The organism is Massilia alkalitolerans DSM 17462, assembly GCF_000427785.1.
Taxonomy (GTDB): domain Bacteria; phylum Pseudomonadota; class Gammaproteobacteria; order Burkholderiales; family Burkholderiaceae_D; genus Telluria; species Telluria alkalitolerans.
Map to the genome: position 1 here is coordinate 57,677 of NZ_ATYR01000010.1, position 20,381 is coordinate 78,057.

Annotated in this window: 23 protein-coding genes; 5 read left to right on the forward strand and 18 right to left on the reverse strand. The window is 66.8% G+C overall.

The window, feature by feature from the left end:
• Positions 1–12 precede the first annotated feature (12 nt).
• Positions 13–1,332: a DUF2254 domain-containing protein gene (locus tag YWC_RS0112220; protein ID WP_036214194.1), complete on the forward strand. Its 1,320-nt coding sequence runs from the start codon at positions 13–15 to the stop codon at positions 1,330–1,332.
• A 52-nt stretch (positions 1,333–1,384) separates the two neighbouring features.
• Here the strand turns inward: YWC_RS0112220 and pcaF are convergent, their stop codons facing one another.
• Genes pcaF through YWC_RS0112275 form a run of 11 tightly spaced genes read right to left on the reverse strand, consistent with a single transcriptional unit; the run spans position 1,385 to position 10,875 of the window.
• On the reverse strand, positions 1,385–2,587 hold the full coding sequence (gene pcaF, locus YWC_RS0112225) for a 3-oxoadipyl-CoA thiolase (RefSeq protein WP_027865631.1): 1,203 nt from the start codon (positions 2,585–2,587) through the stop codon (positions 1,385–1,387).
• Between the two features lie 8 nt (positions 2,588–2,595).
• Positions 2,596–3,258 carry a CoA transferase subunit B gene (locus YWC_RS0112230; protein ID WP_027865632.1) on the reverse strand — a complete coding sequence of 221 codons (663 nt, stop codon included), beginning with the start codon at positions 3,256–3,258 and terminating at the stop codon, positions 2,596–2,598.
• Between the two features lie 8 nt (positions 3,259–3,266).
• Positions 3,267–3,932, reverse strand: a complete 666-nt coding sequence (locus tag YWC_RS0112235) for a 3-oxoacid CoA-transferase subunit A (protein WP_027865633.1) — start codon at positions 3,930–3,932, stop codon at positions 3,267–3,269.
• Between the two features lie 37 nt (positions 3,933–3,969).
• Positions 3,970–4,746: a 3-oxoadipate enol-lactonase gene (gene pcaD, locus YWC_RS0112240; protein WP_027865634.1), complete on the reverse strand. Its 777-nt coding sequence runs from the start codon at positions 4,744–4,746 to the stop codon at positions 3,970–3,972.
• A 10-nt stretch (positions 4,747–4,756) separates the two neighbouring features.
• Positions 4,757–5,542, reverse strand: coding sequence for a 1,6-dihydroxycyclohexa-2,4-diene-1-carboxylate dehydrogenase (locus YWC_RS0112245; RefSeq protein ID WP_027865635.1), 786 nt, complete (start codon positions 5,540–5,542; stop codon positions 4,757–4,759).
• Positions 5,539–6,564, reverse strand: a complete 1,026-nt coding sequence (gene benC / locus YWC_RS0112250) for a benzoate 1,2-dioxygenase electron transfer component BenC (RefSeq protein ID WP_027865636.1) — start codon at positions 6,562–6,564, stop codon at positions 5,539–5,541. Before benC ends, YWC_RS0112245 begins: the two co-directional genes overlap by 4 nt.
• A 38-nt stretch (positions 6,565–6,602) precedes the next feature.
• Positions 6,603–7,106, reverse strand: coding sequence for a benzoate 1,2-dioxygenase small subunit (gene benB, locus YWC_RS0112255; RefSeq protein ID WP_371846288.1), 504 nt, complete (start codon positions 7,104–7,106; stop codon positions 6,603–6,605).
• Positions 7,103–8,473, reverse strand: coding sequence for a benzoate 1,2-dioxygenase large subunit (gene benA / locus YWC_RS0112260; protein ID WP_027865638.1), 1,371 nt, complete (start codon positions 8,471–8,473; stop codon positions 7,103–7,105). Before benA ends, benB begins: the two co-directional genes overlap by 4 nt.
• A gap of 10 nt (positions 8,474–8,483) precedes the next feature.
• Entirely contained in the window at positions 8,484–9,404 is a 921-nt protein-coding gene (gene catA / locus YWC_RS0112265; protein ID WP_027865639.1) for a catechol 1,2-dioxygenase, read from the reverse strand.
• A 29-nt stretch (positions 9,405–9,433) separates the two neighbouring features.
• Positions 9,434–9,724 (reverse strand): muconolactone Delta-isomerase, encoded by a 291-nt coding sequence (catC, locus tag YWC_RS0112270; protein WP_027865640.1) that lies wholly within the window; start codon positions 9,722–9,724, stop codon positions 9,434–9,436.
• Positions 9,725–9,756: 32 nt separating this feature from the next.
• Positions 9,757–10,875: a muconate/chloromuconate family cycloisomerase gene (locus YWC_RS0112275; RefSeq protein ID WP_036214197.1), complete on the reverse strand. Its 1,119-nt coding sequence runs from the start codon at positions 10,873–10,875 to the stop codon at positions 9,757–9,759.
• 101 nt (positions 10,876–10,976) lie between these two features.
• Between YWC_RS0112275 and YWC_RS0112280 the strand changes: the two genes are divergently transcribed.
• Positions 10,977–11,891 (forward strand): LysR family transcriptional regulator, encoded by a 915-nt coding sequence (locus YWC_RS0112280; protein WP_027865642.1) that lies wholly within the window; start codon positions 10,977–10,979, stop codon positions 11,889–11,891.
• Here the strand turns inward: YWC_RS0112280 and YWC_RS0112285 are convergent.
• The 3 genes from YWC_RS0112285 to YWC_RS0112295 all read right to left on the reverse strand — a co-directional run bounded on the left by YWC_RS0112285 (position 11,888) and on the right by YWC_RS0112295 (position 15,711).
• Positions 11,888–12,979: a porin gene (locus YWC_RS0112285; protein WP_027865643.1), complete on the reverse strand. Its 1,092-nt coding sequence runs from the start codon at positions 12,977–12,979 to the stop codon at positions 11,888–11,890. The two genes, YWC_RS0112280 and YWC_RS0112285, sit on opposite strands and share 4 nt — an antisense overlap.
• A 110-nt stretch (positions 12,980–13,089) precedes the next feature.
• A complete protein-coding gene (locus tag YWC_RS29190; RefSeq protein WP_036214199.1) occupies positions 13,090–14,445 on the reverse strand; it encodes an MFS transporter in 1,356 nt (451 codons plus the stop codon).
• Between the two features lie 27 nt (positions 14,446–14,472).
• Positions 14,473–15,711, reverse strand: a complete 1,239-nt coding sequence (locus tag YWC_RS0112295) for a benzoate/H(+) symporter BenE family transporter (protein WP_051306420.1) — start codon at positions 15,709–15,711, stop codon at positions 14,473–14,475.
• 210 nt (positions 15,712–15,921) lie between these two features.
• Here YWC_RS0112295 and budC point away from each other — a divergent pair, with 210 nt between their 5' ends.
• Entirely contained in the window at positions 15,922–16,683 is a 762-nt protein-coding gene (gene budC, locus YWC_RS0112300; protein WP_027865645.1) for a meso-2,3-butanediol dehydrogenase, read from the forward strand.
• Here budC and YWC_RS0112305 read toward each other — a convergent pair.
• A complete protein-coding gene (locus YWC_RS0112305) occupies positions 16,661–17,590 on the reverse strand; it encodes a LysR family transcriptional regulator (RefSeq protein ID WP_027865646.1) in 930 nt (309 codons plus the stop codon). The two genes, budC and YWC_RS0112305, sit on opposite strands and share 23 nt — an antisense overlap.
• Positions 17,591–17,708: 118 nt before the next feature.
• Here YWC_RS0112305 and YWC_RS0112310 point away from each other — a divergent pair, with 118 nt between their 5' ends.
• Both YWC_RS0112310 and YWC_RS0112315 read left to right on the forward strand, forming a co-directional pair.
• The gene (locus YWC_RS0112310; RefSeq protein WP_027865647.1) at positions 17,709–18,119 is read left to right on the forward strand and encodes a RidA family protein; all 411 of its coding nucleotides are present in this window, start codon (positions 17,709–17,711) and stop codon (positions 18,117–18,119) included.
• Positions 18,120–18,185: 66 nt separating this feature from the next.
• Positions 18,186–18,698: a hypothetical protein gene (locus tag YWC_RS0112315; RefSeq protein ID WP_156923625.1), complete on the forward strand. Its 513-nt coding sequence runs from the start codon at positions 18,186–18,188 to the stop codon at positions 18,696–18,698.
• Positions 18,699–18,721: 23 nt separating this feature from the next.
• Here YWC_RS0112315 and YWC_RS0112320 read toward each other — a convergent pair whose 3' ends face one another.
• The 3 genes from YWC_RS0112320 to queC all read right to left on the reverse strand — a co-directional run bounded on the left by YWC_RS0112320 (position 18,722) and on the right by queC (position 20,286).
• A complete protein-coding gene (locus YWC_RS0112320) occupies positions 18,722–18,928 on the reverse strand; it encodes a hypothetical protein (RefSeq protein WP_027865649.1) in 207 nt (68 codons plus the stop codon).
• 114 nt (positions 18,929–19,042) lie between these two features.
• The gene (locus YWC_RS0112325; protein WP_027865650.1) at positions 19,043–19,504 is read right to left on the reverse strand and encodes a hypothetical protein; all 462 of its coding nucleotides are present in this window, start codon (positions 19,502–19,504) and stop codon (positions 19,043–19,045) included.
• Between the two features lie 71 nt (positions 19,505–19,575).
• Positions 19,576–20,286: a 7-cyano-7-deazaguanine synthase QueC gene (gene queC / locus YWC_RS0112330; RefSeq protein ID WP_027865651.1), complete on the reverse strand. Its 711-nt coding sequence runs from the start codon at positions 20,284–20,286 to the stop codon at positions 19,576–19,578.
• Positions 20,287–20,381: the final 95 nt, after the last annotated feature.

Here is a 20,381-nt window from a genome sequence, read left to right on the forward strand (position 1 = left end):
CAATCGATCCTCATGCAAGCTGCCGCAACAAACAGCCGCTTCCAGCAGTTGTGGGTCCAGGTCCATTCGAGCCTGTGGTTCGTTCCCACCTTCGTCATCCTCGGCCTGATGCTGCTGGCGCTCGGCCTGGTGGAGCTCGACCGGCAAGCCGGCGACGCTTTCCGGCAGCGCTGGCCGGAGCTGTTCATGGTGAAGGCCGAAGAGGCGCGCAGCCTGCTGTCCACCATCGCCGGCTCGATGGCCACCGTCGCCGGCGTCACGTTCTCGATCACCATGGTTGCCCTGACCCTGGCCTCGGCCCAATACACCTCGCGCGTGATGCGCAACTTCATGCGCGACAGAGGGACCCAGGTCGTGCTCGGCATCTTCATGGGCATTTTCCTGTATTGCCTGCTTGTGCTCCGGGCGATCAATGCGGAGCCGGACTCCTTCGTCCCGGCCTGCGCCGTGCTGGGCTCGATCGTGCTGTCGATGCTCGGGAGCGGCGCTTTCATCTTCTTCATCCACCACATTTCAGCGAACATCCAGGCCGCCGAAATGGCCCAGGCCATCACTCGCGAAACCCTGGACATGGTCGACAAGTACTTCCCCGAGCAGGCTGGCGAAGGCAAGCCGTCCCCCGCCGGCCACCTCGATGTCAGCGCCTGGTATCCCGTGCCCGCCCGGCAGTGGGGCACCGTCCAGACCGTCGACGAGATGCGCCTGCTGGCATGGGCGTGCCAACACGACGCGGTCGTGCGCATGGAATACAAACCCGGCGAGTTCGTCGCCATCGGCGAAACCCTGGTGTCGGTGGCCATGCGCGCCCCTCCGGACGAAGGCATGATCGCCGCCCTGAACGGTGCCTACGGCATCGACGCCTTCCGCACGCTCGACCAGGATCCCACCTTCGGCGTGCGCCAGCTGGTCGACATGGCCCTGAAGGCCCTGTCGCCGGGCATCAACGACAGCACCACGACAGAGACCTGCCTCGACCACATCGGGGTGATCCTGGCCTGCTGCGGGCAGCGCAAGCTCCAACCGCGCGACCACTACGACAGGCAAGGCAAGCTGCGCGTACTGTCCATCGACATCGATTTCGCGCAGCTCACCAGGCTGGCCTTCCACCAGGTCGCGGAGAGCGCCGAAGGCAACTCGGCAGTGCTGTTGCGGATCATGGACACGATCTGCAAGGCGGGCAAGGCATGCGCAGGGAGCGCGCAGCGCGGTGCGCTGCTCGACCAGGCCGAGGTGGTGGGCGAGATCGCGCTGCGCACCGCGAAGTCGGACGCCGCACGCGCCGAGCTCGGAGCCAGGCTGAACGCACTCAGGGAACTGCTTGCTTCACCCTGACACGCTTGTTGGAAACGTCGACACCCGCAGCGCTCGGAGCGGCGCCGCCGGCTTACACGCGCTCGATCATCAAGGCGATGCCCTGGCCGACCCCGACGCACATGGTGCACAGGGCGAAGCGGCCCTTGGTGCGCTGCAGCTGGTAGGTCGCGGTCGTCACCAGGCGCGCGCCCGACATGCCGAGCGGATGGCCGAGCGCGATCGCGCCGCCGTAGGGATTCACGCGCGGATCGTCGTCGGCGACGCCCAGTTCGCGCAGCACGGCCAGCCCCTGGGACGCAAACGCCTCGTTCAGTTCGATGAGGTCGACCTGGTCGAGCGTCATGCCCAGCTGGTGCAGCAGTTTCTGTACCGCCGGCGCCGGACCGATGCCCATCACGCGCGGCGCCACGCCGCTCGCGGCCATGCCGACGATGCGGGCGCGCGGCACCAGGCCGTAGGCCTGCGCGGCTTCCGCGTTCGCCAGCAGCAGCGCGCACGCGCCGTCGTTCACGCCCGAGGCATTGCCCGCAGTGACGCTGCCGTCCGCGCGCACCACGCCCTTGAGCCGGCCCAGCGCTTCGAGGCTGGTCTCGCGCGGATGCTCGTCACGTTCGAAGCTGATTGCCTCGCCTTTCTTCTGGGGCACCAGCACCGGCACGATTTCTTCCGCAAACAAGCCGTCGCGCTGCGCCTGGGCCGCCTTCTGCTGGCTCCTGAGGGCGAACAGGTCCTGGTCGGCCCGCGAGACGCCGTAGTCGACGGCGACGTTTTCCGCCGTCTCCGGCATCGCATCGAGGCCGTGCAGCTCCTTCATGCGCGGGTTCGGGAAGCGCCAGCCGATCGTCGTGTCGTAGATCGCCGCATTGCGCGAGAAGGCGCTGTCGGCCTTGCCCATGACGAAAGGCGCGCGCGTCATCGACTCGACGCCGCCGGCGATCATCAGGCGCGCTTCGCCGCTGCGGATGGCGCGCGCGGCGCTGCCTACCGCGTCCAATCCCGAGCCGCACAGGCGGTTGACGGTGGAACCCGGCACCTCTTGCGGCAGGCCCGCCAGCAGGAGCGACATGCGCGCCACGTTGCGGTTGTCCTCGCCGGCCTGGTTGGCGCAGCCGAGGATCACGTCGTCGATGGCGCTCCAGTCCACGCCCGGGTTGCGGCGCATCAGTTCGCGCAACGGCACCGCCCCCAGGTCGTCGGCGCGCACATCTTTCAGGGCGCCGCCGTAGCGGCCGATCGGGGTGCGGATTGCATCGCAGATGAATGCATCGCTCATTTCCGTGCTCATGCTCGTCCTCCTTGTTCGCTGTTCGGCGGCAGCAGGCGGGCCGCGGTCACCGCCTGCAGGTCATTGAAGGTCAGGCCCGGGGCCATCTCGCGCACCTGCAGCCCCTGCGGGGTGACGTCGAGCACCGCCAGGTCGGTATAGATGCGGCTCACGCAGCCGATGCCGGTCAGCGGATAGCTGCAGGACTCGACGATCTTCGGTTCGCCGGTCTTGGTGAGGTGCTCCATCATCACGAACACCTGCTTGGCGCCGATCGCCAGGTCCATGGCGCCGCCCACGGCGGGAATCGCGTCCGGGGCGCCGGTATGCCAGTTGGCCAGGTCGCCACTGCCCGACACCTGAAAGGCGCCCAGCACGCAGATGTCGAGGTGGCCGCCGCGCATCATCGCGAACGAGTCGGCGTGGTGGAAATAGGCGCCGCCGGTCAGCAGGGTCACCGGCTGCTTGCCGGCGTTGATCAGGTCTTCGTCTTCCTCGCCGGGCGCCGGCGCCGGGCCCATGCCGAGCAGGCCGTTCTCGCTGTGCAGGAACACTTCGCGTTCCGGCGGCAGGAAGTTGGCGACCTTGGTCGGCAGGCCGATGCCGAGGTTGACGTAGGCGCCTTCCGGGATGTCCTGGGCGACGCGCGCGGCCATCTGGTCGCGGCTCATTTTATCCATTACGCGGCTCATGCTGCCTCCCGGACGACACGTTGAACGAAAATGCCCGGGGTGACGACCGTTTCCGGATCGATCGCGCCGAGCTCCACGACCTCGGCCACCTGGGCGATGGCGACCTTGGCCGCCATCGCCATGATCGGGCCGAAGTTGCGCGCCGTCTTGCGGTACACGAGGTTGCCCCAGCGGTCGCCGCGCAGCGCCTTGATCAGGGCGAAGTCGGCATGGATCGGCGACTCCAGCACGTAGTGGCGGCCGTCGATGACGCGGGTTTCCTTGCCCTCGGCCAGCAGGGTGCCGTAGCCGGTGGGCGTGAAGAAGCCGCCGATGCCGGCGCCGGCGGCGCGGATGCGCTCGGCCAGGTTGCCCTGGGGCGTCAGCTCGAGCTCGATGCCGCCGGCGCGGTAGAGCGCGTCGAAATGGTGCGAGTCGTGCTGGCGCGGGAAGGAGCAGATCATCTTGCGCACGCGCTTTTCACGGATCAGCGCCGCCAGGCCGGTTTCGCCGTTGCCGGCGTTGTTGTTGACGATGGTGAGTTCGCGCGCGCCCTGGGCCAGCAGCGCGTCGATCAGCGCGGACGGCATGCCGGCGTTGCCGAAGCCGCCGATCATGATGGTGGCGCCGTCGGGGATGCCGGCCACGGCCTGCTCCAGCGATGCGCATGTCTTGTCGATCATGGTGTCCTCTGTATGGTTGGTCGGGTGACGCGCCGGGTCAGGCCGCCAGGAAGCGGCGTAGGCAGGCGCTGAAGTCCTCGGGGCATTCGATGTTCGAAAGATGCGAGGCCGCCAGCTCCTCGACCTGCGCGTCCTGCGCCTGCGCGGCCAGCCAGTTGGCGTCCTCCACGGTCGTGACGGGGTCGTAGCGGCCGGCGATCACGAGCAGCGGATTGGCGATGGCGGAAACCTCGCCACGCAGGTCGGCCACGGCCAGCGCCTCGCAACAGGCCGCGTACCCATCCGGCGCGGTGGCGCGCAGCCCCTGCACCAGGCGGTCGACCGCGGCCGGCTCGCGGTCCATGAAGCCGGGGGTGAACCAGCGTCCGGCGGCGCTGCCGGCCACGCCCTTCATGCCATCGGCGCGCACCTGGGCGGCGCGTGCCACCCAGCCTTCCCGCGTGCCGATGCGCGCGGCGGTATTGGCCAGCACCAGCTTGCCGATCCGGTCCGGGGCATGAATGCCCAGCCATTGCCCGGTCAGGCCGCCCATCGAGATGCCGCAGAAATGCGCGCGCTGGATGTCCAGGTGGTCCATCAGGCCCAGCACGTCGCGGCCGAGCAGGTCGATCGTCACAGGGCCGGCGCTGCCGGAGCGGCCATGGCCGCGGGTGTCGTAGCGCACGACGAAGAAGTGCGCCGCCAGGGCCGTCGCCTGCCGGTCCCACATGCTCAGGTCGGTGCCGAGGGAATTCGACAGCAGCAGACAGGGTTTGCCGCGCTTGCCGTCGAACTGGTAATACAGCTCGATATCGTCGAGGTGTGCGAATGCCATGATGTTCCCCTTAGCCCTGGTCGCCGCCGCCCACGGGCAGCACGGTTCCGGTGATGTACGAAGCTTCGCGCGAGGCCAGGAACAGGATCGCGCCGACCTGTTCGTCGATCGTGCCGTAGCGCTTCATCTGGCTGCTCGAGCGGGTCTGCTCGACGATGCCGGCATACCAGAGCTGTTCCATCTCGCTCAGCGGCTGCGGGTTGCGCGGGACCTTGCGCGGCGGCGCCTCGGTGCCGCCGGTGGCCACCGCGTTCACGCGGATGCCGCTGCCGGCGTGTTCGAAGGCCAGGCTCGCGGTCAATGCATTGACGCCGCCCTTGGCCGCCGAGTACGGAATGCGGTAGATGCCGCGCGTGGCCACCGAGGAGACGTTGACGATGGCGCCCCCACCTCCTTCCAGCATGGCCGGCAGCACCGCCCGGCACCCCCACAGGGTCGGGAACAGCGAGCGCCGGATCTCGGCCTCGATCTGCGCCTCGTCGTATTCCTGGTAGGGTTTGGCCCAGATGGTGCCGCCGACGTTATTGACCAGGATGTCGATGCGCCCGTAATCTTCGAGCGCGCGGGCCGCCATGTGGCTGGCCCCGGCCCAGGTTTCCAGATCGACCTCGACCACCACCACCTGGGCCCCGAGCGCGACGGCTTCCTGCGCCACTTCATGCACCAGCGGCGAGCGGTCGGCCAGCAGCAGCTGGGCGCCTTCGCGCGCCGCCGCCAGGGCGACGCCGCGGCCGATGCCCTGGGCGGCGCCCGTCACGACCATTACCTGGTCCTTGAACCGGTCCGGATGGATCATGCTGCGCCTCCGCTGCTGGCCGAGAATTTCTCGAAGTAGAAGTTGGCCGGCTTGACGCCCAGGCCATCCAGCCAGCCGCGCACTGCCTCCACCATCGGCACCGGGCCGCACAGGTAGACGTCGACGTCGCCCCCGTTGACCCAGCCGGGTTCCACGTGCGCCGTGGCATAGCCCTTGCGCAGGTGGCAGCTGGCGTCGCTCGAGACGCAGGTGAGGTATTCGAACTGCGGATGCGCGGCGGCGATGCGGTCCAGGTGTTCCAGCTCGACCAGGTCGTGGTCGTTGGTGACGGCGTAGACCAGTTTCACCGGCTGGGTGAAACCCTGCTTGTCGAGCACGTCGAGCATCGACAGGAAAGGCGCGATGCCGGTGCCGCCCGCCAGCAGCAGCAGCGGACGCTGGAGCGGACGCAGGTAGAAGCTGCCGAAGGGACCGGCGAAGCTGATTGCGTCGCCCACCTTGGCCGCGCCGCCCAGGTAACCGCTCATCAGGCCGCCCGGCACGTTGCGCACCACGAAACTGGCCAGCGACGCGCCCGGCGCCGAACTGAACGAATACGAACGGGTTTCCTGGGTGCCGGGCACGGTGACGTTCACGTACTGCCCGGGCAGGAAGTCGAGTGCGTCCGGCGCGTCCAGCGCCACCGAGAAGCGGAAGCTCGACGGCGACAGCGCGGTCACTTCAGCGATCTTGCCGCCGAAGCTGTGCACGCCGGTCTTGCAGGCGCTCGAGGTGGCCGGGATGCGCACCACGCAATCCGAGGTGGGACGCATCTGGCAGGCCAGCACGTAGCCGGCTTGGGCATCCTGGGGCTCGAGCGCATCCTCGATGTAGCTCTCCGGCGGCATCTCGTACTGGCCGGATTCGCACAGCCCGCGGCAGGTGCCGCAGGCGCCATCGCGGCAGTCGAGCGGAATGTTGACTTTCTGGCGGTAAGCGGCGTCCGCCAGTTTCTCGTTGGGGTTACAGCTGATGAAACGGGTCACGCCGTCCTCGAACTGCAGTGCGATGGTATGGCTCATCAAGGTCTCCTGCTTATGTGTTGCTGCTTGCTTGTCAATCAGATGTGGTACACGTCGATGACCTGGCTGATGTAGTCGTTCTTCAGGACCACATACTTGTCCAGGATCTTCGGCGTTGCGCCGCCGAACTCGATCACGTAGCGCGACATGCCGAAATGGCTGTAAGTCGTCTTGTAGCGGTGGCTCAGCGTGTGCCAGTTGAAGCGCACCGTCAGGCGCGTTCCCTCAAGCTTCTCGACTTCCACGTTGGCGATGTTGTGGCTGGTGCGGGTGTCCGGCATGGTGGCGCTGGAGCGCTCGGTCTTGATGCGGAACACGCGGTCTTCCAGGCCCTGGCGGGTCGGGTAGTAGATCAGCGAGATCTCGCGCTGCGGGTCGGTGACCAGCTTGCCGTCGTCGTCCCAGGCCGGCATCCAGAACTGCGCCTCCGGGTCGTAGCACTCCAGCCACTCGTCCCACTGCTCGTCGTCGAGCAGGCAGGCCTCGCGGTACAGGAAGGCGCACAGCTTTTCCATGGTGACCGGGTTCATTTCCGTGTTCATTTCGATTCCCCTTCCTTGGCCAGGGCGTCCTTCATCACTTCCAGCCAGTAGCGGTGCTGCACCGTGTACAGGCCCTCGTCCTCGGTGCGCACGCCGCTCATCACCGGCTGCAGGCCGATCTCCTTGGCCGCCTCGTCCGGGCCCTTGATCCAGTGGGTGGCGCCGCGGCACATGTCGTTCCACTGCATGGCGCCGCCGGCATAGCCTTCCTGGCAGGCGCGGAACTCTTCCAGGTCGTCGGGCGTGGCCATGCCGCTGACGTTGAAGAAGTCCTCGTATTGGCGGATGCGGCGCGCGCGGGCTTCATCCGATTCGCCTTTCGGGGCGATGCAGTAGATCGTGACCTCGGTCTTGTTCACTGCCAGCGGACGCAGCACGCGGATCTGCGAGCCGAACTGGTCCATCAGGTAGACGTTCGGATACAGGCACAGGTTGCGCGAGCGCTCGACCATCCAGTCGGCGGTGCTCTTGCCGTACTGCTCGGCGTACTCGGCATGGCGTGCGAAGTTCGGCCGGTCTTCCGGATTCGCCCACTTGGTCCACAGTAGCATGTGGCCGTGGTCGAAGGCATAGAAACCACCGCCCTGGCGGCCCCACTTGCCGGCATCCATGGCGCGGATCTTGTCCTCGCGGATCGCCTGCTCTTCCTTGCGGCGGCTGGTGGTGGCCGCGTAGTTCCAGTGCACCGCGCTCACGTGGTAGCCGTCGGCGCCGTTCTCGGCCTGCAGCTTCCAGTTGCCCTCGTAGGTATAGGTCGAGGAGCCGCGCAGCACTTCCAGGCCATCCGGCGACTGGTCGACGATCATGTCGATGATCTTGCCGGCGTCGCCCAGGAACTCTTCCAGCGACGGCACGTCCGGGTTCAGGCTGGCGAACAGGAAGCCCTTGTAGTTGCCGAAGCGCGCCACCTTCTTGAGGTCGTGCGAGCCTTCCTTGTTGAAGCACTCCGGATAGCCGGCGTCTTCCGGGTCCTTCACTTTCAGCAGCTTGCCGCTGTTGTTGAAGGTCCAGCCGTGGAACGGGCAGGTGTAGGTCGCCTTGTTGCCGCGCTTGTGGCGGCACAGCTGGGCGCCGCGGTGGCTGCAGGCGTTGATGAAGGCGTTCAGCTCGCCCTGGCGATTACGCGCTATGAACACCGGCTGGCGGCCGATGTGCGTCGTGTAGTAGTCGTTGACGTTCGGGACCTGGCTTTCGTGGGCCAGGTAGATCCAGTTGCCCTCGAAGATGTGCTTCAGCTCGAGTTCGAACAGGGCTTCGTCGGTGAAGGCGTTGCGGTGCAGGCGGTAGTCGCCGCTGGCTTCGTCTTCGATCAGGTAGTCGTCGATGCGCTTCGGTGCGAAAGCGCTGACCGGACGGATCGGGATCATGGCGTTCTCCTCAGGCGGCGGCGCGGGCACGCTCCACCAGCGGGCTCGGGGCGCCGGCGGTATCGCGGTACAGGCGGAAATCGAAGTCGATCGAGGCGAAGGGCGCGCTCACGCGTTTCGCATCCATCTGGGCCGGGTCGTCGATGCGGCTGACTGCCGGCACCAGGCCTTCGCGGCTGGCGAAGGCGAAGTCGTCCCACAGGTACTCGTCGCCGTCGATGTTGATCTGGGTGGTCAGCTTGCGGTGGCCGGGCGCGGACACGAAGAAGTGGATGTGCGCCGGGCGCTGGCCGTGGCGGCCCAGCTTGTCGAGCAGCTGCTGGGTGGTGCCGTTCGGCGGGCAACCGTAGCCCTTGGGCAGGATGCTGCGGAAGGCGTAGCGGCCCTGCTCGTCGGTGACGATGCTGCGGCGCAGGTTGAAGTCCGACTGGGTGCGGTCGAAGAAGGAATAGTTGCCCAGCAGGTTGGCGTGCCAGACCTCGACCTTGGCGCCGGCCAGCGGTTTGCCGTCCGCGCCGAACACGGTGCCCTGCATGAACAGGGTTTCGGCCTGCTCGGATTCAGTGCCGTCGTCGAGGCGGGCGAAGCCCACGCTTTCCGGGGCGCCGGCCACGTACAGCGGGCCTTCGATGGTGCGCGGGGTGCCGCCTTCCAGGCCGGCCTTCGCTTCGGCTTCGTCGGCGCGGATATCCAGGAAGCGCTCCAGGCCCAGGCCGGCGGCCAGCAGGCCCAGCTCGTTGGCGGCGCCGGCAGCCGACATGTAGGACACGCCGCTCCAGAATTCGCTCGGGCTGATGTCGAGGTCTTCGATGGCCTTGCACAGGTCGCCCAGCAGGCGCACGACGACTTGCTGCACACGGGGGTCGGCGGGTTTCGATGCGGCGTCCACGACCCAGTTCTTCGCCAGGGTTTCGATGTCTGCGTGGTTCATTTCAGTCTCCTTTAGGTATGGGTGGTGGGTTAGCGATCGTCAAGCCGGATCGAGGACGGGTGCCGGCACAGGGGCGTCACCTCGATCTGCATGTAGGGGAACAGGGGCAGCGACATCAAGAGCGCGTGCAGCGCCTCGTTGCTCTCGACGTCGAAGATGCTGACGTTGGCGTACTGGCCGGCGATGCGCCACAGGTGGCGCCAGGCGCCCTCTTCCTGCAGGCGCTGGGCCAGCGCTTTTTCGTCGGCCTTCAGGCGGGCGGCTTCGTCAAGCGGCATCGATGGGGGCAGCTGGACGTTCATGCGTACGTGGAACAGCATGTCTGGTCTCCTCGTGGCTTATTTAAAACTCGTTAGCGGCGCTGCATCGCGTGCAGCTTGTCCAGGTCGGGCTCGACTCCGAGGCCAGGGCCGGTCGGCACCTGCAGCATGAAGTCGCGGTAGACCAGGGGTTCGGCCAGGATTTCCTGGGTCAGCAGCAAGGGGCCGAACAGTTCGGTGCCCCAGGCCAGTTCGGCGAAGGTGGCGCAGACGTGGGCGGTGGCGGCGGTGCCGATGCCGCCTTCGAGCATGGTGCCGCCGTACAGGCCGATGCCGGCCAGGCGCGCCACGGTCGCCACCTCGAGCGCCGGGGTCAGGCCGCCGGACTGGTTGATCTTGACGGCGTAGACGTCGGCGCCGTCGGCGCGGGCAATGGCCATCGCGTCGTCCGGGCCGTGCAGCGCCTCGTCGGCCATGATCGCCACGTCGAAGCGGGCCTTCAGCCTGGCCAGCGCTCCGACGTTGCCGGCCTTGACCGGCTGTTCGATCAGATCGACGCCGCCGGCTTCCAGCGCGGCGATGCCGCGCACCGCATCGAGTTCGCTCCAGGCCTGGTTGACGTCGACCCGCACGCTGGCGCGATCGCCCAGCGCGCGCTTGATGGCCAACACGTGCTTGACGTCCTGGTCGACCTCGCGCAGGCCGATCTTGAGCTTGAAGATGCGGTGGCGGCGCAGCTCGAGCATCTGCTCGGCTTCCTGGATGTCGCGGCTGGTGTCGCCGCTGGCCAGGGTCCAGGCCACCGGCAGCGCGTCGCGCACCCGGCCGCCCAGCAGCTCCGACAGCGGCACGCCGAGGCGGCGCGCCTGGGCATCCAGCAGCGCGGTCTCGATCGCGCATTTGGCGAAACGGTTGCCCTGCACCGCCTTGCGCACTGTCGCCATCGCCTTGGCCACGCCGCCCGCGTCCATGCCGATCAGCAGCGGGGCGATGTAGGTGTCGATGTTGGTCTTGATGCTTTCCGGGCTCTCTTCGCCGTAGGCCAGGCCGCCGATGGTGGTGGCCTCGCCCCAGCCGGTGATGCCGTCCTCGCAGCGCACCCGCACCAGCACCAGGGTCTGGGTGTTCATGGTGGCAACCGACAGCTTGTGGGGGCGGATCGTCGGGACGTCGACCAGGAAAGTTTCGATGTTGGCGATGTTGGTTTTCATATTCAATGCGTATAATTCTATCGGTAGAAGCACGATAATCCCGCTTGAAAGCGTCGTCCAAGACTAAGTTGGTATCACTTCGATACCTGGGAGGTATAATGTTGGAACTGCGTCACCTGCGTTACTTCGTCGCCGTGGCGGAAGAACGCAACTTCACGAGGGCGGCCGAGCGCCTGCATATCGCGCAGCCGCCGCTGAGCCGCCAGATCCAGCAGCTCGAGGAATACCTGGGCGTGGCCCTGATCGAAAAAGGCACGCGTCCACTGCGCCTGACCGAGGCCGGCCAGTTCTTCCTGGCGCATGCCAAGCCGCTGCTCGACCAGGTGCGCGACCTCAAGAGCATGACCCAGCGCGTCGGCAAGGTGGAACGCATCATCAACGCCGGTTTCGTCGCCTCGACCCTGTACGGCCTGCTGCCGGACATCATCCGCCGCTACCGCGCGGCGCATCCCGAGGTGGAGGTGGTCATGCACGAGATGACCACCGTCGAACAGATGAAGGCCCTGAAGGAAGGCCGGATCGACGTCGGCTTCGGGCGCCTGAAGAGCGAAGACCCGAGCATCCGCCGCATCCTGCTGCGCGAGGAGCGCATGGTGCTGGCGCTGTTTCCCGGCCATCGCCTGGCCTCCGGCGACGCGCCGCTGCGCCTGGTGGACCTGGTGCACGAGCCGCTGCTGGTCTACCCGAGCACGCCGCGCCCGAGCTTCGCCGACCAGGTGCTGGGCCTGTTCAGCGAAGCCCACCTGACCCCGGACCACGTGGTCGAAGTGCGCGAACTGCAGATCGCGATGGGCCTGGTGGCGGCCGAACAGGGCCTGGCCATCGTGCCCGCCAGCGTGCAGGGCATGCACCACCGGAACGTGGTGTACCGCCCCATCGAGGACAAGCATGCGTTCTCGCCGATCTTCTTCAGCGTGCGCCACATGGAGCGCACGCCGGAGCTGGAACAGATGCTGGCGGTGATCTACGAGATCTACGACGATTACGGGCTGCCGCACACGAAGGAGACGCTTTAAAACGCGTGGCGCAAGCCCGCCATGACGCCGTTCTGCGCCCCTCCCGGCGCCACCGTGCCGCCGAGATCCAGGCCCACGGCGGCCACGCCATCGTTGTCCATCCGCCCCACCGCTCCGTACACCGCGGTGCGCTTCGAGAACGCATAGGTGAGCCGCGCCACCGCCATCTTCGTATCGTCCGCCGAGCGCTTGAGGTCACGGCGCGCCACCTGCGCATCCAGGGTCAGGCCGGGCGCCAGCGGATGGCTGATGCCGAGATAGACCAGGTCGGATTCGGCGACGCCGGTGGCGGCGTCGAGTTTGCGGTCGATGATGCCCGCACCGATCCTGGTCGCGCCCAACATGGCGTAGCCGTTGACGGTGACGCGCCGGTCGAAGCGCTCGCTGCTGGTGAGGCCGCCGGCGGCGCCGGCGTTCCCGTACAGCTTGTCGTAGCTCACGTTCACCCCGTAGGCCGCAGCGTCATAGCCGAGCAGCGCCGTCACCTGGCGGCAGGCCTTGCTGTTGCCGGCCACCTCGCCGCCGCAATTGGTGGCCGCGGGACCGCCGGCGGCCGAGGCGTCGCGCCCCAGGCTGTAGGTGGCGCCCACGGTGAAGCCCTGGAAGCTGCCCAGGTAGCCGACCGCATTGTCGCTGCGCGCATTCGGCAGGTAGAGGTCGATGCTGCTGATCGAGAACAGGTTCGGTCCCAGCACGTCGCTCTTTGCGGTGGCGAGGAAGCTCATGTTGACGATGCGTCCGACCTGCAGCGTGCCCCAGTCCCCCTTCAGGCCGATCCAGGCCTGGCGCCCGAACAGCCGTCCGCCCTGACCCGAGACGCCGCTGTCCGGGTTGAAACCGCCCTCCAGCGCGAACACGGCGGACAAGCCGCCGCCCAGGTCTTCGCTGCCGCGAAAACCGATGCGCGAGGGCACGCTGCCGGACAGCGCGGAAACCTTGGTGACGGCATTGCCGGCGGCGTCGGCGTTGGTGGTGCGGGATACGGCGGCATCGACGAGGCCATAGACCGTGACCTGGGCTTGGGCCGCGCCGCCGCACAGCATGGCGGCAAGGGCGGTGGCCAGGGGAAGGCGTGGTATTGCTTTCATGCATGTCTCCTGTATTCGGTGTGCATGGGCGTGCGAGGGCCGCGGCCAAGCGCGGCGGCACGCTGTCGTTGGAATGGTAAGCCCGGCCGCCCGCGCGGCCGGGAGATGGATCAGGCCTTGCTCGGTTCCGCCAGCGAACCGCCGCGCAGCGCCGGCCGCGCCGAGGCCGAGCGGCCGTGGCGGATGCAGGCCACCGCGACCGCGGCGATCGCGGCGGGGATGGCGATCGCGAGGAAGTTCTGCTGCAGCGGAAGGGCCATGCCGACCAGCGTGCCGATCACGATCGGCGCCAGGATCGCGCCGCTGCGGCCGACGCCCGAGGCCCAGCCGATGCCGGTGGAGCGCACCGCCATCGGGTAGAACTGGCCGGCATAGGCATAGGTGACGATCTGGGTGCCGATGGTGGAGGCGCCGGCCAGGCCGACCAGCAGGAACAGCACCGGGGTCGAGACCTTGTAGCCCAGCAGCGTGATCGACACCGCGGCCAGCAGGTACATCCCCACCAGCACGTACTTGATGTGGAAGCGGTCGGCCAGCCAGCCGCCGCCGACCGCGCCGATCACGGCGCCGAAGTTCAGCACCAGCACGAAGGTGAGGGCCGAGCCCAGGCTGTAGCCGGCGCCGGCCATCAGCTTGGCGAGCCAGGAGCTGAGCGCGTAGACCATAAACAGGCACATGAAGAAGGCGATCCAGAACATGATGGTAGAGAAGCCGCGGCCATCCTGGAACAGGCGGCCGATCGGCGCGCCCTCGGCGCGGTCGGCCACCGGCAGCGTGTAGCTGTCGTCCTTCTGCACGCGGTAGCTTGGCTCCATGCGCACCAGGATGTCCTGCAGCTCGGCCTGGCGGCCCTGGCGGATCAGGAAGGGCATCGATTCGGGCAGCTTCTTCAGGATGAAGGGAATCAGGATCACCGGCACGCCGGCGGCCAGGAACACCGACTGCCAGCCGTGGGCTTCGATCATGCCCTTGCCCAGCAGGGCGGCGAGCATGCCGCCCACCGCATAGCCGCTGAACATGAGCGTGACCATGGTGGAGCGGATGCGCTTGGGCGAATACTCCGTCATCTGGGCCACCACGTTCGGCATTACGCCGCCGATGCCCAGGCCGGCCAGGAAGCGCATCACGCTGAAGGTGTACGGGTCGCTGGCGAAGCCGGCGGCCGCCGTGAACACGCTGAACAAGGCCAGGCAGATGACGATCGCCAGGCGCCGGCCGATTTTATCGGCGATGGTGCCCAGGAAGATGGCGCCGAACATCATGCCGAACAGGGCCGAACTGACCATGAAGCCGGCGCTCTGGGCGGTGACGCCCATCTCCTGCATGATCGAGGGCAGCGCGATCCCGGCCACGGCCAGGTCGTAGCCGTCGCAGATGATGATGATCGCGCACCAGGCGAGGATGCCGAAGTGGAAGCGGTTGAAGCGGGCCTCGTCGGCCAGCTTGTGCACGTCGATGTGTCGCATGTTGTTGTCTCCTGTCGTTTGTGGGTGTTATTTGTTGCGGGGGCCGTGCAGCACCCGGCAGGCCACCATCCCGATGACGATGCCCCAGAAGGCCGAGCCCAGGCCGAGGAAGCTGGTGCCGGAGGCGGTGGCCACGAAGGCGATCAGCGAGGCTTCGCGGTGGTCCTGCGCGGCGACCATGGCGCCGAGGTTGGCCAAAATTGGCCCGAGCAGCGCGAGCCCGGCGAGGGTCATCACCAGTTCCTTCGGAAAGGCCGCGAACAGCATCACGATCGAGCCGCCGAACAGTCCCGCCACCAGGTAGAAGACGCCGTTGGCGATGCCGGCGATGTAGCGGCGGCCCGGATCCTCGTGCGCTTCGCGCCCGGTGCACATGGCGGCGGTGATGGCGGCGATGGCGATCGTGATGCCGCCGCTGAAGGCGACCAGCAGCGACACCAGGCTGCTGGTGGCGATGATCGGGCGTACCGGGCTGTCGTAGCCCGAGGTTCTCAGGACCGTCATGCCCGGCAGGTACTGGCCGGTGAGCGTGACCAGCACCAGCGGCAGGGCCAGGCTGAAGGTGCTCGACCAGGACCAGGCCGGCTGGATGAATTGCGGCAGCGCGAGTTCGAAGGCGAGCCCGCCGAAATCGGTGCTCCCGCCGGCCCAGGCGATGGCGGCGCCGGTGGCCAGCAGCAGCGCGATGCAGTAGCGCGGTGTCGTGCGCTTGAAGACGAGGTAGGCGGCGAGCATGCCCAGCACCAGCACCGGCATGGTCTGCAAGCCCGTGAATGCCTTGAGCCCGAACGGAATCAGGATGCCAGCCATCATGCCGCTGGCCACGCCGGGCGGCACCCACGCGGCGACCCGCTCGACCCAGCCGGACAGGCCGATCGCGAGCAGGATCACGGCAGCCGTCAGGTAGGCGCCGACCGCCTCGTTCAGCGACAACGCTGGGAACAGCGTGATCAGGAGCGCGGTGCCGGGCGCCGACCAGGCGGTGATGACGGGGATTTTCAGGCGCCAGCTGAGGAAAATGCCGGCGACGGCCGCGCCGATGGAGATGCCCCACACCCAGGAGGCGAACATCTCGTTCGAAATGCGCGCTGCCTGGGCGGCCTGGAAGAAGATCGCCAGCGGGCCGGAAAACGAGACTAGCACGGCCAGGAAGCCGGCGACGATGGCGGGCAGCATGGAAGCAGTGGAAGCTGCTGCGCCCTGCGTTGCGGACAGCGCGGGAATGGCTTCGCCCGCGCCACGGCTGTGATGGCCCTGACCCTGCATGCTGTCTCCGTAATCGTTTTTTTCTGAAGAGGCGCCGTCGTGGGCGCTTCCTGCATTGCAGAGTAGTCAGGCCCAGGAGCTCAGTCCAACACTGATTTGGTATGCAATCGATACCTCAGGGGTATCAGCGCCGCGAATCGAAAATCCGGGTTCATGGGGCTGTGATATGGTCATTGCGACCATTCAAACCGCTTGATCGAAGGAGGAAGGATGAACCGCTTCAAGGACAAGGTCGTACTGGTGACAGGCGCAGCTTCCGGCATCGGCCTGGCCGTGGCCCGCCGCTTCCTCGACGAGGGTGCCCGCGTCGTGATGCTCGATATCGACGAAGCCTGCCTCAAGGAATCCGCTGCCAAGCTTCCACAAGACCGCATCCTGGTGCAAGTCGGCGACACCGCCGACAAACAAACTGCGGCCAGCGCCGTCAAGGCGGCCGTCGACAAGTTTGGCGGACTGCACGTCCTGGTCAACAACGCCGGCGTGGCGACCGAGGGCGACATCATGGCGACCAGCGAGGAAGACTTCGAACGCGTCATGGCGGTCAATGTGGCCGGCTACTTCCACATGGCCAAGGCGGCGATGCCCGAGCTGGTGAAGACGCGCGGGTCGATCGTCATGACCTCGTCCGTGTCGGGGCTGGGCGGGGACTGGGAGCTGTTCGCCTACAACACCTCGAAGGGCGCCGTCAGCAACATGGTGCGCGCGATGGCCATGGATGCGGCCAAGGATGGGGTGCGGGTGAACGCCGTCAATCTGAGCTTCACGGTTACCCGGATGACCGAGGACATGGTGAACGATCCCGAGCTGGTCGCCGAATTCAACAAGCGCATGCCGCTCGGCGCTCCCGAGGATCCGGAAGGCGTCGCGGCGGCGATGGTCTTCCTGGCGAGCGAGGATGCGCGCCTGATCACGGGGGTGAACCTGCCGGTGGATGCTGGCTTGATGGCGTCTAACGGGCAGCCGCACCAGTAGGAACGCGCACTACGGGCGCATGCTGCCCCATCAGCTCCACGATCCAGTCGATGAACACCCGCAGCGCCTTGCCCAGGTAGCGGTTGGGCGGATAGGCCACGTACAGCGGCATCGGATCGATCTCCCAATCCGCGAACAAGCGCACCAGATCGCCCCTGGCCGCATGCTCGCGCGCCATGTAGTCGGGCAGCCACAGCACCCCCAAGCCCGCCACGCCGGCCGTCAGGTAGGCGTTGCCGTCGTCGATCGCCAGCACGTAGCGTCCGCCGATCTTCACCGTCTCGCCTTCCCTGTGCATGGCGTAGGGCAGGCCGTTGGCCCAGCGGAAGCGCACGATGCGGTGGCGCGGGTCCTGCAGCTCCTTGGGGTGCAGCGGCGTGCCGGCCTGCGCCAGGTAGGAAGGCGCCGCGTACACGCCCAGTTGCAAGTCGCCGACGTGGCGTGCCACCAGCGACAGGTCGGACACCTGGCCGCCGCGCACCACGCAGTCGACGTTCTCGCCGATCAGGTCGACCTTGCGGTCGCTGGCGCCGAGGTCGAACTGGATCTCCGGATAGCGCGTGTGGAAGTCCGGCAGCGCCGGCACCAGGATCATGTTCGCGAAAGGGCTGGGCACGTCCACCCGCAGCAGGCCGCGCGGCGCCGTAGACGAACCGGGGAGGTTGTTCTCGATGTCGTGCAGCTCGGCCAGCAGGCGCACCACGCGTTCGTAGTAGGCAGCACCATCGGCGGTGACGTTGACCTTGCGTGTGGTGCGGTTGAGCAGCTTGAGGCGCAGGTGGGCCTCGAGCTGCTGCACCAGCTGGGTGACGCTGGTGCGGCTCATGCCGAGCGTCTCGGCCGCCTTGGTGAAGCTGCCCGCCTCGACCACCCGGACGAATGCCCGCATGCCGTCAAACCTGTCCATGTTGCCCCCGCTTGAGAATTGTGTAGATTATACAAACAGTCTTGACGCCATTTGATGGTTTATCTGTGCAAATCGGAGCGCTACAGTGCTTGCATTCACCAACAGCAGGAGTGCATCCATGACCACCCGTGACGTCGTTTTCCCCGCCGGCCGCCAGGCCCTGTATGAGAAGAACCGTTATTCGCCCGCTGTACGCTCGGGCGGCTTCCTGTTCGTGTCCGGCCAGGTCGGCAGCCGCGAGGACGGCTCGCCCGAACCGGAACTGGACGCCCAGGTGCGGCGCGCCTTCCAGAACCTGAATGCCGTTTTGGCAGCGGCCGGCTGCACGTTTGGGGACGTGGTCGACGTGACCGTCTTCATCGTCGATCCGGAAGCGAAGTTCGAGCGCATCTGGGAAGTGGCGCGCGAATACTGGGGCGAGGCGCCCTACCCCAACATCACGGCGCTGGGCGTGACCTGGCTGTACGGGTTCCAGTTCGAGATCAAGGTCGTGGCCAGGATGCCGGAACAAGACAGCCCATCAGCGTGAGGATTGGTGCACTTTCAATCGGCTTTTTCGGACATCATGCCAATGTCCCAATTCGAACGCCCTATCATGAAACGTGCACCGACAGCCCTCCTGGTTTCACTGCTCCTGCTGGCCGGCGCCAGCCAGGCCTGCGTGAGCCTGCCGCCCGACCAGATCGAACAAAAGCGCAAGGAACAACTGGCGCAAATGAAGACGGACCTGCGCGCCCTTCAGGACGAGGCGGACACGGTGTTCATCGGCTACCTGGGCAAGCTCACCCATGTCGAGAAAGTCGACAACCCCGAGGCGCGCTTTCCCAATATCCTGCTGGTCCACCAGGCCTATTTCCGCAACGTGCAGCTGATCAAGGGGCATTACCAGCAGGAGCAGCCGCTCGAGTTCACGACCAGCAAGACAAGGATCACGATCAGCTGCCGCAGCGAGCTGCGCGACAGCCAGCCGGGCGAGCATGGCGCCGGCGAGACCTACCTGGTCTATGCGAAGGAAGGCAAGATCATGCGGACCAACCGTATGCCTTACCAGAAAAGCGGCCTGATGGACGGCCAGGAGGAAGCGGACTTCCTGCGCGGCAGCCGATGAGCCGGCCGCCAGGGCATACCCGGCTAGCCGCCGGACCGCATGCGTTCGTTCTCTTCCCGGATGGCGGCCTTGACCCACTTCCGCTGGATCAGGCCACAGCTGTCCAGCATGCCGGCGACGAGCAGGCAGACGCCCGGCGGAATGAGGACGGACACCACCTTTCCATCCAGGCCGAGTTCGAAGCCGGCAAAGCTGCTTCCCAGGACGAGGGCGCCTCCGGCAAATGCCATTGCCCTGGACCGGACGAGCCATTTCGTATAGTTGGTCATTGCATAAAGTCCGGTAGCCTGGTTTGCTGTGTCCCTGGATAGCGCAGCCCTACCCTGGCGTTTCACGCTCAGCCGTCACCACGCACAGGTATTACGCAGCACGACCATGTCGAATCCCCGGCCGTGGTTCGACACCAGGTAGCCGCCACCGAAGTGTTCGACGAAAATCCGCAGGCTGTACTGCCTGCCGCCCAGGCGGATGTCGTGATCGACCCAGCCCTGGCAGTACGGTTCCATGATGCGGGCGCGCACGCGCTCGTTCCGGCTCGTCCACTCGATCCAGACGCGCCGCGAGACATCCGTGTACAGCGTCAGCTGCACGGGGTGCCCGTCGATGAGCAGATCCAGGCGCTGCGCGCTCAGCCGCGTCCGGGCGCACACCAGGACCACGAGCGCGCCGCACACGAGGGCGACAACAGGGTGCTGCTCTGAATAACGCAGCAGCCAAACGGCAGCGAGGATGACGCTGAACAGCCTGAGCCACTTGACCCACGCTTTCCATTTGCCGTCCGGCGCACCTGTACTGACATTGTTCATGCATGCCAGTGTAGGCTGAAAGTATCCGGCCGACAACAAAACCGGGCAGCGCAGGACGCTGCGCGGAGCACTCAGGCCGTCTTGCCCGCCACGTACTGCTCGTAGCCGCGCGCCCGCAACGCACAGGCCGGGCAGGTCCCGCAGCCATGCCCCCAAGGATGCGCCTCCCCGCGCTCGCCCAGGTAGCAGGTATGGGTATCGAAGCGGATCAAATCCACCAGCGCGTCGCCGCCGCAGTCCTGGGCCAGTTGCCAGGTCTGGGCCTTGTCGATCCACATCAGCGGCGTCTCCACCTTCAGTCGCGTGGCCATGCCGAGGTTCAGGGCCACCTGCAGCGCCTTCATGGTGTCGTCGCGGCAGTCCGGGTAGCCCGAGAAATCGGTCTCGCACATGCCGCCCACCAGCACGTTCAGGCCGCGCCGGTAGGCCACCGTGGCCGCCACCATCATGAACATCAGGTTCCGGCCCGGCACGAAGGTGTTCGGCAAGCCGTTTTCCTGCATCGCGATCGCCACATTGCTGGTCAGGGCGGTATCCGAGATCTTGCCGATCAGGGACAGGTCGATCATGTGGTCCTCCCCCAGGCGCGCGTCCCAGTCGGGATTCATCGCGCGCATCTTCGCGAGCAGCGGCAGGCGAACGTCCAGCTCGATGGCGTGGCGCTGGCCATAGTCGAAGCCGATCGTCTCCACGCGCGCATAGCGCTGCAGCGCCCACGCGAGGCAAGTGGTGGAGTCCTGGCCGCCGCTGAAGAGGACGAGGGCGGTGTCGTTGGTTTGCATGGTCGTAGTCCGTGGACGGAAGAAACCGCGAATTCTGGCATAAAAGGGACGCTTGCGTGAACCGGGGGTGGCCGCACTGCTGGGCCAAGAGTTTT

Excerpts from the sequence above, each read along its gene's own strand:
- catC (WP_027865640.1), bottom strand. The coding sequence starts at position 9,724 with ATGCTGTTCCACGTACGCATGAACGTCCAGCTGCCCCCATCGATGCCG.
- pcaF (WP_027865631.1), bottom strand. The coding sequence starts at position 2,587 with ATGAGCGATGCATTCATCTGCGATGCAATCCGCACCCCGATCGGCCGC.
- YWC_RS0112325 (WP_027865650.1), bottom strand. The coding sequence starts at position 19,504 with ATGAACAATGTCAGTACAGGTGCGCCGGACGGCAAATGGAAAGCGTGG.
- queC (WP_027865651.1), bottom strand. The coding sequence starts at position 20,286 with ATGCAAACCAACGACACCGCCCTCGTCCTCTTCAGCGGCGGCCAGGAC.
- YWC_RS0112295 (WP_051306420.1), bottom strand. The coding sequence starts at position 15,711 with ATGCAGGGTCAGGGCCATCACAGCCGTGGCGCGGGCGAAGCCATTCCC.
- YWC_RS0112285 (WP_027865643.1), bottom strand. The coding sequence starts at position 12,979 with ATGAAAGCAATACCACGCCTTCCCCTGGCCACCGCCCTTGCCGCCATG.
- catA (WP_027865639.1), bottom strand. The coding sequence starts at position 9,404 with ATGAACCACGCAGACATCGAAACCCTGGCGAAGAACTGGGTCGTGGAC.
- pcaD (WP_027865634.1), bottom strand. The coding sequence starts at position 4,746 with ATGGCATTCGCACACCTCGACGATATCGAGCTGTATTACCAGTTCGAC.
- YWC_RS0112235 (WP_027865633.1), bottom strand. The coding sequence starts at position 3,932 with ATGATCGACAAGACATGCGCATCGCTGGAGCAGGCCGTGGCCGGCATC.
- benC (WP_027865636.1), bottom strand. The coding sequence starts at position 6,564 with ATGAGCCATACCATCGCACTGCAGTTCGAGGACGGCGTGACCCGTTTC.
- YWC_RS0112305 (WP_027865646.1), bottom strand. The coding sequence starts at position 17,590 with ATGGACAGGTTTGACGGCATGCGGGCATTCGTCCGGGTGGTCGAGGCG.
- YWC_RS0112310 (WP_027865647.1), top strand. The coding sequence starts at position 17,709 with ATGACCACCCGTGACGTCGTTTTCCCCGCCGGCCGCCAGGCCCTGTAT.
- YWC_RS0112230 (WP_027865632.1), bottom strand. The coding sequence starts at position 3,258 with ATGGATAAAATGAGCCGCGACCAGATGGCCGCGCGCGTCGCCCAGGAC.
- YWC_RS29190 (WP_036214199.1), bottom strand. The coding sequence starts at position 14,445 with ATGCGACACATCGACGTGCACAAGCTGGCCGACGAGGCCCGCTTCAAC.
- benB (WP_371846288.1), bottom strand. The coding sequence starts at position 7,106 with ATGAACACGGAAATGAACCCGGTCACCATGGAAAAGCTGTGCGCCTTC.
- YWC_RS0112245 (WP_027865635.1), bottom strand. The coding sequence starts at position 5,542 with ATGATCCATCCGGACCGGTTCAAGGACCAGGTAATGGTCGTGACGGGC.
- YWC_RS0112320 (WP_027865649.1), bottom strand. The coding sequence starts at position 18,928 with ATGGCATTTGCCGGAGGCGCCCTCGTCCTGGGAAGCAGCTTTGCCGGC.
- benA (WP_027865638.1), bottom strand. The coding sequence starts at position 8,473 with ATGATCCCGATCCGTCCGGTCAGCGCTTTCGCACCGAAGCGCATCGAC.
- budC (WP_027865645.1), top strand. The coding sequence starts at position 15,922 with ATGAACCGCTTCAAGGACAAGGTCGTACTGGTGACAGGCGCAGCTTCC.
- YWC_RS0112315 (WP_156923625.1), top strand. The coding sequence starts at position 18,186 with ATGAAACGTGCACCGACAGCCCTCCTGGTTTCACTGCTCCTGCTGGCC.
- YWC_RS0112220 (WP_036214194.1), top strand. The coding sequence starts at position 13 with ATGCAAGCTGCCGCAACAAACAGCCGCTTCCAGCAGTTGTGGGTCCAG.
- YWC_RS0112275 (WP_036214197.1), bottom strand. The coding sequence starts at position 10,875 with ATGAAAACCAACATCGCCAACATCGAAACTTTCCTGGTCGACGTCCCG.